This window comes from Fibrobacter sp., assembly GCA_017503015.1.
Taxonomy (GTDB): Bacteria; Fibrobacterota; Fibrobacteria; order Fibrobacterales; family Fibrobacteraceae; genus Fibrobacter.
The window spans coordinates 1-14,907 of sequence record JAFVTX010000002.1; the positions used below are offsets into that span (position 1 = coordinate 1).

At 53.8% G+C, this 14,907-nt stretch carries 14 protein-coding genes and 1 tRNA gene; 5 read left to right on the forward strand and 10 right to left on the reverse strand.

The window, feature by feature from the left end:
- Positions 1-100 precede the first annotated feature (100 nt).
- Both ftsY and IKB43_00480 read right to left on the reverse strand, forming a co-directional pair.
- Complete coding sequence (gene ftsY / locus IKB43_00475; GenBank protein MBR2468621.1) at positions 101-1,021, reverse strand: signal recognition particle-docking protein FtsY; 921 nt, start codon at positions 1,019-1,021, stop codon at positions 101-103.
- Positions 1,021-1,602, reverse strand: coding sequence for an ATP-dependent Clp protease proteolytic subunit (locus tag IKB43_00480; GenBank protein ID MBR2468622.1), 582 nt, complete (start codon positions 1,600-1,602; stop codon positions 1,021-1,023). Before IKB43_00480 ends, ftsY begins: the two co-directional genes overlap by 1 nt.
- A 95-nt stretch (positions 1,603-1,697) precedes the next feature.
- Here IKB43_00480 and IKB43_00485 point away from each other — a divergent pair, with 95 nt between their 5' ends.
- From IKB43_00485 to IKB43_00495, 3 genes are all read left to right on the forward strand, one after another.
- Positions 1,698-2,462 carry a type I 3-dehydroquinate dehydratase gene (locus IKB43_00485; GenBank protein ID MBR2468623.1) on the forward strand — a complete coding sequence of 255 codons (765 nt, stop codon included), beginning with the start codon at positions 1,698-1,700 and terminating at the stop codon, positions 2,460-2,462.
- Positions 2,463-2,546: 84 nt separating this feature from the next.
- Positions 2,547-3,011, forward strand: coding sequence for a PTS sugar transporter subunit IIA (locus tag IKB43_00490; protein ID MBR2468624.1), 465 nt, complete (start codon positions 2,547-2,549; stop codon positions 3,009-3,011).
- A 153-nt stretch (positions 3,012-3,164) separates the two neighbouring features.
- A tRNA-Val gene (locus IKB43_00495) sits at positions 3,165-3,239 on the forward strand.
- A gap of 89 nt (positions 3,240-3,328) precedes the next feature.
- Here IKB43_00495 and IKB43_00500 read toward each other — a convergent pair.
- The 3 genes from IKB43_00500 to IKB43_00510 all read right to left on the reverse strand — a co-directional run bounded on the left by IKB43_00500 (position 3,329) and on the right by IKB43_00510 (position 6,516).
- A complete protein-coding gene (locus IKB43_00500; protein MBR2468625.1) occupies positions 3,329-4,366 on the reverse strand; it encodes a beta-lactamase family protein in 1,038 nt (345 codons plus the stop codon).
- A gap of 139 nt (positions 4,367-4,505) precedes the next feature.
- Positions 4,506-5,768 (reverse strand): diaminopimelate decarboxylase, encoded by a 1,263-nt coding sequence (gene lysA / locus IKB43_00505; protein MBR2468626.1) that lies wholly within the window; start codon positions 5,766-5,768, stop codon positions 4,506-4,508.
- Positions 5,769-6,111: 343 nt separating this feature from the next.
- Complete coding sequence (locus IKB43_00510; GenBank protein ID MBR2468627.1) at positions 6,112-6,516, reverse strand: glycogen-binding domain-containing protein; 405 nt, start codon at positions 6,514-6,516, stop codon at positions 6,112-6,114.
- A 221-nt stretch (positions 6,517-6,737) separates the two neighbouring features.
- Between IKB43_00510 and IKB43_00515 the strand changes: the two genes are divergently transcribed.
- Together IKB43_00515 and IKB43_00520 are read left to right on the forward strand one after the other, a co-directional pair.
- Entirely contained in the window at positions 6,738-8,159 is a 1,422-nt protein-coding gene (locus IKB43_00515) for a hypothetical protein (GenBank protein ID MBR2468628.1), read from the forward strand.
- A 92-nt stretch (positions 8,160-8,251) separates the two neighbouring features.
- The gene (locus tag IKB43_00520; GenBank protein MBR2468629.1) at positions 8,252-9,820 is read left to right on the forward strand and encodes a phosphomannomutase; all 1,569 of its coding nucleotides are present in this window, start codon (positions 8,252-8,254) and stop codon (positions 9,818-9,820) included.
- Between the two features lie 9 nt (positions 9,821-9,829).
- Here IKB43_00520 and IKB43_00525 read toward each other — a convergent pair whose 3' ends face one another.
- The 5 genes from IKB43_00525 to IKB43_00545 all read right to left on the reverse strand — a co-directional run bounded on the left by IKB43_00525 (position 9,830) and on the right by IKB43_00545 (position 14,887).
- On the reverse strand, positions 9,830-10,627 hold the full coding sequence (locus IKB43_00525; protein ID MBR2468630.1) for a hypothetical protein: 798 nt from the start codon (positions 10,625-10,627) through the stop codon (positions 9,830-9,832).
- A 15-nt stretch (positions 10,628-10,642) separates the two neighbouring features.
- Complete coding sequence (locus IKB43_00530) at positions 10,643-11,581, reverse strand: hypothetical protein (protein ID MBR2468631.1); 939 nt, start codon at positions 11,579-11,581, stop codon at positions 10,643-10,645.
- A gap of 15 nt (positions 11,582-11,596) precedes the next feature.
- Complete coding sequence (locus tag IKB43_00535) at positions 11,597-12,448, reverse strand: hypothetical protein (GenBank protein ID MBR2468632.1); 852 nt, start codon at positions 12,446-12,448, stop codon at positions 11,597-11,599.
- A complete protein-coding gene (locus tag IKB43_00540; protein MBR2468633.1) occupies positions 12,441-13,271 on the reverse strand; it encodes a TIGR02147 family protein in 831 nt (276 codons plus the stop codon). The genes IKB43_00535 and IKB43_00540 overlap by 8 nt, the downstream gene beginning before the upstream one ends.
- A 455-nt stretch (positions 13,272-13,726) precedes the next feature.
- Positions 13,727-14,887, reverse strand: a complete 1,161-nt coding sequence (locus IKB43_00545; protein ID MBR2468634.1) for an iron-containing alcohol dehydrogenase — start codon at positions 14,885-14,887, stop codon at positions 13,727-13,729.
- Positions 14,888-14,907 lie beyond the last annotated feature (20 nt).

Consider the following 14,907-nt stretch of genomic DNA (forward strand, 5'->3'; position numbering starts at 1 on the left):
AGGCACAGCAAGACCGTAAGTCCAAGAATCATCAAGAAGCGCCCGGCGACGCTTTTTAAACTCTTGATAATTCGTGGTTGAACGTCGGTCATGACGGTTTTCAGGTTTCGCTTTCCAGGGCGTTTTCGAAAAGGCCTTCTACATATTCGGCCTTGCTGAAAGGCACCAGCTGGTCGATGCGTTCGCCCATGCCAATCCAGCGGATGGGAATCTGCAGGGAGCTTGCGATGGAAAGCACTGCTCCGCCGCGGGCCGTGCCGTCTAGCTTGGTGACCACCAGGCCCGTAAGGGGGAAGCTCTGGTTGAAAATCTTGGTCTGGTTGATGGTGTTCTGACCGGTGTTGCCGTCAATGACCAGCCACATGTCGTGAGGCATGTCGGGGTTCACCTTCTTGATGACGCGGACTATCTTCTTGAGTTCTTCCATCAGGTAGTCCTTGTTGTGCAGACGGCCTGCGGTATCGATGAGCACCACGTCGCAGCCGCGGGCCACAGCCGCATTGCAAGCATCAAACGCCACGGCTGCAGGGTCGGAACCTTCTTGATGTTTTACGAATTCGGCGCCGCTACGTTCGGCCCAGGTTTCCAGCTGGTCGATGGCCGCCGCACGGAAGGTATCGCAGGCGGCAATCATCACCTTCTTGCCTTCGTCCTTGAGGCGGGCGGCAAGCTTACCGATTGTGGTGGTCTTGCCGGCACCGTTTACACCGATGACCAGCACCACATGGGGCTTGCCCTTGAGTTCAAAGGGGGGAGGGTCTTTCAAGAGGCGTTCCGCCTCGCTCCGCATAATGTCAAGAACCTGCTCGGTGGTCAGTGACTTGCCGAGAGCCTGCTCGCGTAAGGCGTCGGTCAACAGGAATGCGGCTTCGACACCCACGTCGGCCTTGATGAGGTGCTCTTCCAGCTCTTCCAGGGTTTCGTCGGTAATTTTCCCGGCGCCTACAATACCCTTGAGCTCGCCCATAAGGGCGTCACGGGTCTTGGCAAGGCCGCTCTTGATGGCAGAAAAAAGTCCCATTATACCAGGCTCTCGACCTTATCGACCAGACCGTAGGCCCTGGCCTCTTCGGCGCTCATAAAGTTGTCGCGTTCGGTGTCCTTGTCGATTTCTTCGATGCTATGGCCCGAAGTTTCGGCAAGAATCTTGCCCGTGATGTTACGGATGCGGAGCATTTCTTCGGCCTGGATCTGGATATCGCTAGCGGGCGCCACGATTTCGCCGTGAATCAGGGGCTGGTGGATCATGATACGGGCATTGGGCCAGGCGTAACGCTTGCCCTTGGCACCGGAGGTGAGGAGGACAGCTCCCATGGAGGCGGCCTGACCACAGCAGACGGTAACCACGTCGCTCTTGATGGCGTTCATGCAGTCGTAAATGGCAAGACCGCTAGAAATCACTCCGCCCGGGCTGTTGATAAAGAACACGATGTCTTCGTGGTTCAGGGAATCCAGGTACAGGAGCTGCTTGACGATGCGTTCGGCGCTTTCGTCATCCACTCCGCCCCACAAAAAAATCCTGCGCTTGGAGGCGAGGAACTCCTCGGCCTTTTTCATCATTTCGGGTGTCTGGTTTTCTTTCTTTTCGCTACAGTCAGCCATAATGAATCCTTTTTGTTCAAGTATAATTTAGAAATTATTCAACACTGAATTATCGCCATTTCCTTGCAAAATGTAAAGATTCCTATATTTGGCCCATGCCCGCGTGCAACGATAAAATTTTGGTAGGCCTTGTCAGTCCCGAAGTCCTCTCCGCCATAGAGTCGGACTCCATGCACCCCGTGTTTCTGGACCTGCAAGCCTGTTCGGCGCTAGAAATCCGGTATGACTTTTTCGAAGAGTCCCTCTGGCCGGGCCTTTCGGCGCGGGTCCGGAAGGTAGCGCCCCACGCCATGCAGATAGGCACCATCCGCCTCAAGCGGGATGGCGGGGCCTTTCAGGATTCCCGTGCCGGAGACCGCCTGCCCCTGTGGAAAAACATCCTGGAAGCGGAGCAGGTGCCGGGCTGGCTGGACCTGGAGCAGGACTGCCTCTACGACTACGAAAAGCTGTCCGCCCTGGCCGACCGCCGGAATGTAAAAATCCTTATCTCTCAGCACAATTTTTCCCGCACGCCTACGGACATGGAACTGCGGGATTACGCCCGAGACGTTTCCCGCCTAGGGGCCGAAGGTCTGAAAATTGCTGCCATGTGCAACTCCGAAGAGGACTGTGACCGTCTGTACAGGTTCACGCAGAAATTTTCTGGCGACTTTGAACTTTTTGCCGCCTTCGGCATGGGTGACCTTGGCCGGGTAAGCCGAATCTGGTCCCTGAAAGAGGGGGCGAACCTGACCTACGGGGCCATTGGCCAAGTGGCTGCCCCCGGTCAAATCCAGGTGCCGGTGATGGCGGAAGCCCTTGAAAAACTGTCGGATTTCCATTCCAAATTCGAAATTTCCGCATTTTTGAACGAAAAATGACGGTTTTCCTTTTTTTATCCTTATTTTTTGGCAAAAAGGCCTTAAATTTTCTAAATATCTATCTTGTAGATAGAGGATAATGATATGCGTCTTTCTGAACGGTTTGTAGATAATTGCATTTTGATCAATTCTCCTTGCGAAACCAAGGAGGCCATTCTGAACGAACTGGTGGATACTCTTTGCAGCGCCTATAAGCTGGAACATCGCGACGAAATTTTTGAGGCCGTCTGGAACCGCGAAAAGACCCGTTCCACCGGTATCGGTTGCGGCCTGGCCGTGCCCCACGCCAAGATTGACTACGTGGACCGCATGTGCATGGTGGCCGCCACTGTCGAAAAGGGCCTGGACTTCGAGTCCTTTGACGGCGAACCCGTTTATTTGCTGATTCTCATCGTAAGCCCCGGAAACACTGTCGGACCGCACCTGAAGGCCCTGTCTTCGGTGAGCCGCCTCCTGGCCGACGGCAACGTCCGCAAGGAGCTGATTGCCGCCAAGACCCCGGCGGAGTTCCTGACTATCCTCAAGGGCGCCGAGGATAAGTACCTGTAGGCGGCAAAAGCCGCCTGTAGATACTAGTTACTAGTTCTAAGTTACTAGATATTTTTGTATAAAATTCTAGTAACTAGCGAAGCGTAACTTGGAACTTAGAACTCGCCATCCCTTGACAACCTCCTGTCCCTTTTATATATTTGCACCCACCTCGGACGGTTAGCTCAGTTGGTTTAGAGCGCTGCTTTCACACGGCAGAGGTCACTGGTTCAAATCCAGTACCGTCCACTCGAAAGGTCCTGCTTCGGCGGGGCCTTTTTGTTTTTGTCCGGGGCGTTTTAGACCGCGGGACAACCGTTGGTTACAAGAGGCGCCGCCTAAACCTGCCCGAAGAACAAGTCCGAAAGGGCAGAGCGGAACTGGTTGATGCGGTCGGCGCTGGGTTCCCGGTGTGGCCAGGTGAAGTTGCTCAGGAGGACTACAGCCGCTCCCTTTTCGGGGTCGGCCACGATGCTTGCTCCGGTAAAACCGGTTTTTCCGAAGGTGCGGGGGGAGCGGCGGCTTCCCATGAACCGTTCGGCGTTCAACTCCCAGCCGAGGGCCGTTTCTGCACCCACCTCCGGGGCGAAGGCGTTGTGGCTTACCAGGTCAAGCAGCCCCTTGGGGGCGACGGTCTTGCCTTCGAAGACACCGTCGTTCAAGACCATCTGCACAAAGCGGAGCAGGTCGGGGACGGTGCTGAACATGCCGGCAGAACCTACGGGGAAAAGTTTCCGGAGCACCCAGGCGCTTTCGTCGTGAATTTCCCCCTGGATGGTGCGGCCCCGGAATTCGCATTCTTCCGTGGGCATGATCTGCTCCTTTGGGAACCGGTCCAGCGGGTCCCAGCCGGAACGCTCCATCTGTAGCGGCTCGAAGAAGGTCTCTTGCCCCAGCTGCTGCAGGGACTTTCCGGTGAGGCGGTTCAGCACGATTCCCAGCAGCACGCTGGGCGGGTTTCCGTAGTTGAAGGCCTTGCCCGGCGGAATCTGGAACTGGTAGGTGAACAGGGCCTCCAGAATCTTTTCGGGCGGAAGAGTCCGGAGAGTCTTCATGGGCACCCGGTAGTCCAGGCTATGGGTCAGCAGGTGGAAAATCCGGATGTCGCCCCGGTAGTTGGTGTGCAGCTCCGGAATGAAGTCTATGACCTTGGCGTCAACATCCAGTTCGCCCCGCAGAATGCTGCACAGGGCAAGAGTCGAGGTGGGGCAGACCTTGGTAAGGGAGGCAATGTCGAAGAGGGTGTCTTCGGCAGTGTCCAGCGCAACGACGTGCCGCGAACCGTCGGGCAGTACAAAGCCTGCCACGGCCTTGCTAAAGATGCCCTGGGCTTTGCCCTGGATGAGCAGTTCCTGGATGGTCGCTTTGTTGAACATGTTCCTTCTTCCCCCTTTGTCATCCTGAGGCGGAGCCGAAGGATCCAGACACGAATTTTATACCATCAACTGACGGCCAAGAACTTGTGTCCTGGATGCTTCGTCGCGCAGCTCCTCGGCATGACGTAAGGAAACGTCATTACAAATCAATAACGCGGTCGTTCTGCAAGAGCTGCTCGAAGGTCTGCCTTTCGCGGATGACCTTCAGTTCGCCATTAGTGTACATGGTCTCGGCGGCGTAGCGGCGGCTGTTGTAGTTGCTGCTCATGGCGGCACCGTAGGCACCAGCATCATGGAGAATCAGCAAGTCGCCGACCTTTGCTTTCGGGAGCTTGCGGGTCACCACGAAGCCACCTTCTTCCTGCGTGAACACGTCACCAGATTCGCAGAGCGGGCCTGCCACCACTGCGTCGACCATCTCGTTCATTTCGCGACCGTCGCGGGCGATGATGGAAATGGCGTGGTAGCTACCGTAGAAGCTCGGGCGCACCAGGTCGGTAAAGCCCGCGTCGAGCAGGTAGAATAAATTGTCGCCCTGCTTTTTGACGGCGCGGATTTCGGCCATCAGGTAACCGCTTTCGGCCACCAGGTAGCGACCGGGTTCCACTTCCAGGTGAACCTCGTGGCCGATGCTCTGCTGGATGTTCTTGCGGGCCTTGTCCCACAGGTCGTAGTAGGCCTGCATGTCGATGCGGTTGCCCTTGTCTTCTTCGTGGTACGGAATCGGGAGGCCGCCCCCTGCACTGATGGTGCGCAAATGAGAGCCCAGGCGGCGGCTAGCGTCCACCATGGCGTCGCAAACCTGCGAGAGGTGCTCGAAGTCGGAGCCGGAACCGATGTGCATGTGGAGTCCTGTAATCCACATCCCGTTTGCCTGCGCGAGCTTGACGCAGTCCTTGATCTGTTCGTGCCACACGCCGTGCTTGCTAAGCGGGCCGCCGGTATTCACCTTGCTGGAATGCCCGTGGCCGAAGCCCGGGTTCACGCGGAGCGTAAGTTCCGACTTCACGCCGAAATCGGCCAGCTGCTGGATCATGTCGGGGGAACCCACGTTCACCGCGATGTCGTACTTCTTCACGAGTTCAAGCGCGTCCTTGTCAAAGATATCTGCGGTGTAAACAATCTCGGGAGCCTTGCCCTTCTGTTGGCCGCCCTTGAAACCCGCCTTCAACGCGCGCACGATTTCGCCTGCAGAGACGGCATCCACCACGCCGCCCAGCTTGCGCACCAGCGCTACGATGGAGAGGTTCGGGCAAGCCTTCTGGGCAAAACGCACGGTGTCGAAAACCTGAACTTCCTTCACGCGCTTCTCAATGGTGGCGCGATCATAGAGCCAGAGGGGGGTGCCGTACTGTTCGGCAGCCTTCACGAAAACTTCTTGAGGGATGGAATAATTTGTCATACGACGAAAATTTAGTTTTTTATTATGCGGGAGGGGCCCCAGCTCGGAGTTGCGAAGGCCGCACGGGCCCCTCCCTGCACCCTCCCCATCCTGGCGCAAGCGCCAACCTTACGGCTCAACCATGGCCATACAAGTATGGCCGCGGCACTCGCCTTGATCGGTTGTGGCCGACGCTTCTATTCTCTAGCCGCTTTACACTATTTGTTAAATTAGACAGTTGTCACGCTACAGACTTTTTTATTTTATAAAAAAGGTTTCGGTGATCCGAAACCTCTCTCGTCTTTCGTCTGTAGGGCCGTGGTTCGGCGATGCTCACCAACCTAGGCCCGTTCTTTCGTCTAGATTACACGTGCTTGATCTTGTTGTCGCCTTCGTCCCAGTACTGACCGTCGCAGACGAACTTGTATTCGTAAACGCCGGAGTCGAGGGTGACCTTGCCGACCCAGAGACCGGTCTTCTTGTCCTTCTTGAGCATATCCTTGTCGATAGCCCAGTTGTTGAAGGAACCGGCAACGGAAACGGTAGTGGCCAGGGGGCAGTTGGCTTCGAACACCACGGCGACCTTCTTGGAGGCCTTGGGGGCGGCTTTCTTTGCCGGAGCGGACTTAACGGCAGCCTTTTTCTCGGCAGCGGGCTTAGCAGCCTTGGGGGCGGCAGCCTTAGTGGCGGTCTTCTTGGCCGGGGCGGCCTTTACCGCAGCCTTCTTGGCAGCGGGTGCCTTTGTTGTCTTAGCAGTAGCTTTGGTCATAGTTATCTCCTTTACTTAGTCCGCGCCAAAGATAGTAAAAAAAAGTTTAACTGTCTAATAAAAAAGTGAAATTATGCCTAAAACTACGGATTATACACTGATAATTGCCTCAAAAAAGGCGAAAAAAACGGGTTCGTGGTCAAAAAAAGAAGAAAGTTGTTGTAAAAAACAGGACAATAATCTATTTTTTCATCAAATAACTTAAAAAGGAGTATTCCCAAATGAAAAAGAGCTTAACTCTCATGTTGGCCGTTACGTCGGCGTTTTTCTTCGCCTGTAGCGACGACAGCAGTTCGGACAGCGGTACCAATGGTGGCAGCGTTACTATTGAGGTGTCCGGAACCATCTCTGTTGACCAAGAAAACAAGGCTGTTGTCGTTGCCATCTCCAACGCCGAAGACGTGTGCGTCAACGAAAACAATACTTATGCTTGGAAGAATGTGGATTTCGGTGTAGATTCTTCTTTCGCAAAATACCTATTCTTGGGCGATACCCTGGTGGTAATCGATTGCGAAGAAATAGGTAAGGATGGCGAACCTAGGTATTGCGACGACGAGGGTCAGATGTTTGTTGGCGGCAAGGCCGATGACCTGAACGGCACCTGGAAGTCCGTTTATTGCATGTACGATACGGACGATGAAACGAGCCAATGCTTCAAGGCTTGTAAGGACGTCCCTGGTGGCAAGCTCACCGAAGAAGAAATGGCGAAGATGTACGAGGACATGTTCAGTTCCATGAGCGAGTTGGATATGGATGCGGAACCTGAAGTGGACCAGAAAATGATGGACCGCATGACCTGCCTTGACGACAATGATTTGAGAAAGTTCCCGGAATCGATCATGAAGATATCGGGTAATTCAATAACTTCCAAGGTTACCTATAGCTATGGTGATGATGACAACTTTGACGACTACATGAATTCCAGATTCATGTCCAAGTTCTACAAGAACCTGGCAAAGGGCGATCCTTCGATTCCCGACACCTACTACCTGACCGAAGAAGATTCCTCTGGTGTGGAACAGTACATCAAGTCGGCCGGTATTGAAGTGACGAAGCAGACCAAGAACAGCGTCACCTTCAAGTTTGCAGACCAGACTTTCTCGGTGGATGTCAAGAAATTCAACAATTCTGTTGACGGACGTGAATTTGCCATGTCTGTTTCCTTCAACAGCATGAGCTGCGACCTAGAAGCCGAAGAAGGGGAAGTGACCAAGAGCACTTGCAAGGCTGAATATGGCGAATTCTTTGACAAGGAAACCGTAAAGGATGCTGCCGGCAACAAGATTACGGTCGCCTATGAATACGAAAAGTCCAACGAAAAGGATTTTGACCGTTGCACCGACAAGATGGTGGATTCTGTGTATGCCGCCATCAAGGGTAAGGGTGGTTCGAGCGACGACGAATGTGATCGTATAATTCAAGAGTACTATGCTTGCTCCGCAAGTGGTTCCATTAACAGTAATTGTGACTTTGTGGCCTACCAGGAATGTGTAGCTGCCGCCACAGAAGACGACACCTATGATGTTTCCAGCCCCGATTGGGAACTCTACAAGAAGGCAACTTCTTCTGCTGAACTTGCCAAGAAAAAGTTCCTCAAGAATGCCCGCAAGATTGCCCGCAAACTGGAAAAGTTTGCCGAATAAGAAAAGGCTATTTGCTTGAAAATGATCCCGGCCTCTTGGGTCGGGATTTTTTATTTTTGTAGAAAGCCGAGAAATAGCGGCAAGAGGTTTTTATGAACGTTACGATGCAAGAGGTAATGAAAGAGTCCGGCGTGGCATTCGGTACCAGCGGTGCCCGCGGACTTGTGACCGCCATGACGGACCGGGTGTGCTATGTGTATGCCCGCTCCTTTATCAAGTACTGTGAAGCAAGTTACAAGTGCGAGCACACCATCGCCATTGCAGGCGACCTGCGGCCCAGTACCGAACGGATTTTGAAAGCCCTTGTAAAGGCGGGCGAGGACAGCTCCTGGAAGGTGGTCTATTGCGGTCGTATCCCGAGCCCGGCCATTGCACTGTATGGTATCGACAAGAAGCTCCCCACCATCATGGTGACGGGGAGCCACATTCCTGCAGACCGTAACGGCATCAAGTTTAACCACCCCCAGGGCGAAATCACCAAGAAAGACGAGCAGGGAATCGTTTCCCAGTCCGTTGATTTTGACGAATCGATTTTCGATGCGGCAGGCATGCTGAAATCGGCGCCGGAGCTGCCGACGGTTGAAGCCGAGGCCGAAGAAAATTACCTGAAACGCTACCCTGCGTTTTTCGGGAGCAAGGCCCTTTCGGGGCTTACCATCGGGGTCTATCAGCATTCTGCTGTGGGTCGCGACATCGTGGTGAAGGTTCTGGAAAGCCTGGGCGCTACCGTAAAGCCCTTCGCCAGGAGCGAGACGTTTATTCCGGTAGATACCGAAGCCATCCGTAAAGAAGACGAAGAACTGGCTCGGGATTTTGCCCATAAGGATTTTGTGGACGCCATCTTCAGTACCGACGGGGATTCTGACCGGCCGCTTTTGGCGGACGATACCGGCATGTGGCTCAGGGGCGACGTGCTGGGCATCCTCGCTGCCCAGGCGCTGGGTATCCAGCGCATTGCAACTCCCGTGAGTTGCAACACGTCGCTTGAAAAGTCGGGCAGCTTCGAAAAGATTTGCCGTACCCGCATAGGCAGCCCCTACGTGATCGCCGGCATGGAAAGCCTGGTGGACAGTGCCGACCCTGCCGTAAGTGTCGCCGGTTACGAGGCCAACGGAGGGTTCTTGCTGCAGACGGATTTGACCCGTGAATTTGCGGAACATGACAGCAGCGGTAACGAGACGCGGGTGACCCGCACCCTGCCGGCACTCCCCACCCGTGACGCCCTGCTCCCCATGCTTGCCGTGATGGTGCGTGTCCGGGAAGAGCGGATGTGCGTGGTGGACCTGCTGAAAAAACTCCCCAAGCGCTTTACGCTCAGTGACCGCCTCAAGGAATTCCCGACGGAAACCTCTAAGGCAAAGCTAGCCGAAATCCGCGAGCAGAAACTGGGCAAGAAACTTTTTGGCGCCCTTACGGCAAAGCCTAGCCGTTTTGCAAAGCCCGATGCCAATGGCAACATGCCCGCACCCTTCCACGGCGATATCGTCTCCATCGACGAGACCGACGGCTACCGCATGGAATTCGATTCTGGAGACATCGTGCACCTGCGGCCCAGCGGAAACGCTCCGGAATTTCGCTGCTACGTAGAAACCGGCGATAAGGAGCGCTCCGCGGAACTCCTCGCCGGTTGCATGAAGATTATGGAAGGCTGGCGGAAATAATTTGGAAGGTTAGTTTCCTGTTGGGACAGGAGGCATGACAACGCCATATTTTCCGTTATTGCATTGATACATGCAGTCGGCAGCACTGCTCCAGACGCTTATGGTAAGTTGTGCGACCTTTCCGTTTTCTTTACTGCAGCTAAACCCGTTGATGGGGTGTGTTCCGCAGCTATAGTTGGGCCGCTGGCAGTTGCTCCCGGGAGGGCATTTGTCGATGGTACTTTTATATTTCCAATAGCCTTCGTTGCAGATAAGGTTTATTTCATTGACGGTCATTTCATCGCCTGATGGAGTGCAGTTGTCTCCGATGATGGCGAGCCTCCACCCATTATTGCGGCATACGGCATAAGCGCCTGTTTCGCAGTCCTTGACCGTGTCATAGTCTTGGCAGGTGCCTCCGTCTACATCGGAAACGTGCTTGCAAGTTTCTTCTGTGCTGGAGCTGCTATTGACGCAATACTCCGTCAATCCCTTGTTGCAAAGTTGTGTTGCGGAGTAGCATTCTAGGGTGAGGGCTTGGCAGGTTACGGCCAAAGACGAACTGGAATTGTCGTCAAGGGATGCCGATGAACCGCCTTCGGTTGCCGAACTTTCTGCGGTTGCGGAACTGTTGACTGTTGCCGAGCTTTCTGCTGTTGCGGAGCTCTCGATGTTGTCAGAGCTATCGCCACCGTTGCTTTCAGAGGAGTTTTCCTCGATGTCCGGCCCGTTGACGCTAGCGCTGCTGCTGTCGTCGCAGGCCGTAAGCGTAAAGGTCAGTGCTGCTGCGGCAAACCCGCAAGCGATTTTTAAAAGACGTTGTTTCATGGCGAGTTTCCTTTTTTAAAGTCTGGTCCAAACGTTGTTGATGCACTGGTAATTGTAGCTTTCGACGGTCATCTGTTCACCCTCGTTTGTGCAGGGGGCTCCATCGGGCAATATTCCATGGTCGTCGCTCTTGTTGTTGCCGCAATCCATCATGGGGTCGCATTGTTGGACAAATTCTTCCCATTTGCCACTTTGGTTGCAGGAATAGCGTATTTGATCGCTTGGGTAATCATCTTCTGGATCATTGTAGGTATAGAGCCATCTCATGGGGTCTTTGCCATAACTGCAGGATTCGTTTAGCCAATCGGTTTTGAGGCAGTATTTCTTGAGTTTTGTTTTCAGACATAGAGTGTAGTCATCGTATCCGCAGTAGGGTTTGGTGGGGTCACAGTCATTCGTCACGAACCAGCGATTGCTAACGCACATATAGGTGGTTGTGTTGTCGCTGCAATCAGTCATGAGAGTGAAGTCGTTTTCGTCGCAGTTCCACCTGTCGTTCCCATCGATACCGGAAATATTGGCACAGCTTTCGGCAACCTGCCAAGTACCGCCTTTACAGACGTAGTCGAGGTTTGTTGCGCAGTCGAAAGCCTTGGTACCATCCATGCAGGGGGTCATGGCGCAGCCTTGTGTTATGAGGCATTCGTTGTCCGTAATGTGGGAGCAGGTTTCTACGGAGTTAGAGCTAAGTTCCGCGGAGGAGGAACTAGTGCCCGTGGATGTTGAAGAGCCTCCCTCTTGACTCGTTGAGGAATTGCCATTTTGGCTTGTGGCAGATTTCTCGTTGCTATCGGCGGAGTCTCCGGTTGTCTCGGAGCTGGTGACGGTCTCGCTAGAAAGCCCATCCAGGTCATCGCTCGAGGGCCCGCTACTACTGTCGTCGCAGGCGACAAGCGCAAAGGCGAGTGCCGCCGCGGCAAGTCCGCAACTAAATTTCGTGAATTTCAGTTTCATATCGTTGCTCCTTTTTTAGTACTGTCTATTTGCCCACCCCGTACTAAAGTCCAGGTCGATGCATTTGCCTGACGGTTTTTCTATTGTCTTCGTTTCCTTGACGATTTCGGCTTCAAGGTTTACATTACTGCAATAAACAAACAGGAATGCATAGAGTTTTTCTTCTGTCGAATAGCTGCAGCCCTCCATTTCTACGACGGTAACCGTCATGGAGTTTGCACTGACCGCAGTCAAGACGTTTGGCCTTCCGTCGCCTGCGACCACCAGTACATAGGCACCATAATCTTCAGCACCGTCGGCGCTGCAGGTTCCACCGGCCTTGAGTTCTTCGATTTTGTTCTGGATTGATTTCATCCCTTCTATTTTCTCGTCGGGAAGCTTGTAGATTCCGGGCTTATCGAAGTTCAACGAGGAACTGTTGTTGTCGCCTTCGCTGGTTGAAGGAGCCGTATCGGTCTTGTTCCGGACAACCGTTGCCGCGAGGACAGAATTGTCGTAATGGAGGTCCGGGATTCCGTACTGGACAATAAAGCTGTTGGGATCTTTGCCGGAAACGGGAGTGGATTCGCTATGAGTAGGGCTGGAATCGTTTTCTGCACCGGAGGAGCTCTGCTCTACAGTGTTACTGGAACTTTCCACGCCGGGAGAAACCATCAGGGAACTGGAAGAAAGTTCCGCCTTGTTGGGGCTTTCGGAACTAGAGGACGGATTTTCGGAAGCGGAGGATACCGACCCTTGACCTTCGGCCATTTCATTAGTTTCTTCGGCGGTACCAGCAAGACCGCTCGTGGAATCGGCGCATCCTGTGCCCAAGAAGGCCACAAGGAAAAATAGCGCGAATAAATACAAGAGGAATGGCTTATTCATTTTCGCACTCCTTCACGTTTTTGGTCAAGGGGAAGAGCTGGAGGTTCAGGCGGTACACCTGGTCGATGTTTTTGTCGTCAGCGGCGATGGCGATAATTTGGCGGCGGCATTCGTCCAGCACCTTCACGATGCGTTCGTAACTTTCGCGGGACACTCCCATGGTCACTCCGCTGAAGTTGCGCTGTTCAACAGGCAAATCCAACGCAGGGGTAGCAAGCTTGGACATCTGGCGGTGCATTCCCCTGAGTGCAAGCCGCGTGGCGTCCGGCGTTCCTGTGATGGATGATTCTGCCTGCACGAAAGCGCTGTCCCCTGCCTTCTTCAGGAGACCCGCCTTCGTGAGGAAGTTCAGACTCTGCTGGACTTCTGCCGCGGTCATTTCGGGGTAGCATTTCTTGGCGATTTCGCCCGGAGTGGCGCCCGGCATCAGGGGCGCAAGTTCACGTACAACGGGGTTCTGCCAGGAATCGTAAAACTCGAACAGGTCGCCTTCTAGCACGCGGACCTTGTGGATCTTGGCAATGGCGAGCATATTTTCGTAGGCGGCCTTCTTTTTTTCTTCGGTGGCGGCCTGGCCGAATTCCACCATGGCGCGGAAATATTCCATCTCGAAACCCACGAGACCCATGGCGGCCCCCGTGCGTTCCACGCCGATACGGGAGAGCTTGCTCTTGCCGTCGCAGACTACCTTCATGTAAGAAGACGAGGAGAATCCCGCTATCTTGGAGAACTCGCGCCACGAAAAAACGGAACGGCGCTTGCGCTCCTCGTAGTAATCCAGCATGTACTGGCGGAAATCGGAATATTCGACTATCGGTTTCATCGTAAATAAATATACGACTATTTCCCCCAAAAGTCAATAGCCTATGCAACAAAAATGCTTATTTTGAATAAAAATACGAAAAATTTACATAATTTTCTAAAATATTTTCGTATATAGAACACTTTGTTTCATATACTGTTGCATAAAGAAGGAGCGATGAAGTATTTGCTAAGTACGGAGATGATAGGGGATCCCCGCCTTGGTTCGACGCAGCTCACCACAGGTCGCGGGGATGACAAAGAATGGTCGCGAGGATGACGAAAAGGAATATAGAAGGGGGTTTTAGGGGGCGATGCCCCCTAGGGGAGGGGGTGATGGAAGACGCGGCGAGATGGCGGCTCGTGGGCCGCCATGACGACGGGGCTGCAATCAGGGGGAGGCTTCCCCCACCAAGGTAAAACAAAAAAAAGAACCGCAGCGTTTGTCGCGGTTCTTTGAGGTTTCATTGGGGACTCTTACAGCGCGAGTTTCAAGATGTCCTTGATGGCGGCAGCGTCTAGCGGCACGTAGTGGCCGACCTTGCCGTTGCGTGTAGCGCGGGCAGCCATGGAGTCGAAATCCCTGTCGTCGATTTTCAGCTCTGCAAGGGTTGTGGCCAAGTGCAGTTTCTTGAAGAATGCCGTCAGTTTTTCGGACAGGATGTAGGCCCGTTCTGTTTCGCTGTAGTTGAAGGTATCCACACCGAACAGGCGGCTTGCGAGGAGGGCGAGCCTCCAGGGCTTCTGCACCGCCATGTACTTTGTCCAGGCCACAGTCACCACGGCCATGCCTTCTCCATGGGTGATGTTGTACTGAGCCGAAAGTTCATGTTCAATTCGGTGCGAGCCCCAGTCGGCGCGGCGACCTGCATCCAAGAACCCGCCGTGAGCCACACTTGCAAGCCACTGGATTTCTCCACGGGCATTCACGTCTTTCTGGTTGGCAATCAGTTTGTCCGCGTTCACGAACAGAGACCTGATTGCTCCCTCAATCAGGTAATCTGTCGTGTCGGAATTCTTTTCGTCCGAGAAATAGCGTTCCAACAAGTGCGAAAGTACGTCCGCGATGCCTACAAAAGTCTGGTACGCCGGCAGGCCCACCGTGTATTTCGGGTTCATGATGGCGAACTTCGGGATGATGCGGTCGTCTTCGAAGCCCAGCTTCCACTGCCCGCTAGAAAGGATGGCCGCGTTGGATGTCTCGGAACCGCTGGATGCCGTCGTGGCGATGACGCCTACCGGTAATACCTTTTCGGGTGAAATTCCCCTCTCGAAGAAATCCCACACGTCCCCTTCGTAAGGTATTCCAAGCGCCACCGCCTTTGCGGTATCTATGGAACTTCCGCCGCCTACGGCCAGAACGAAGTCCACCTGGTTTTGTTTGCCTTGCTTTACCAGCTCGCGAACAAGGTCAATGGACGGGTTCGGCACCACGTTTCCGTTTTCGGAAAAGCGAATGCCCAGTTCGGCGACGGCGTCCTTGATGACATCGTAAATGCCGAGGGTCTTGATAAAGTCGCCGCTGTAAACGAGTTGGAGCGACTTTACGCCGTGTGCGGCCAAAAGCGATTTCAGTTTCTGTTCGCTGTGTTCGCCAAAGACAATTTTTGCAGGGTTGTAGTATTCAAAATCAATCATTGTATTCTCCGTACAAAAAA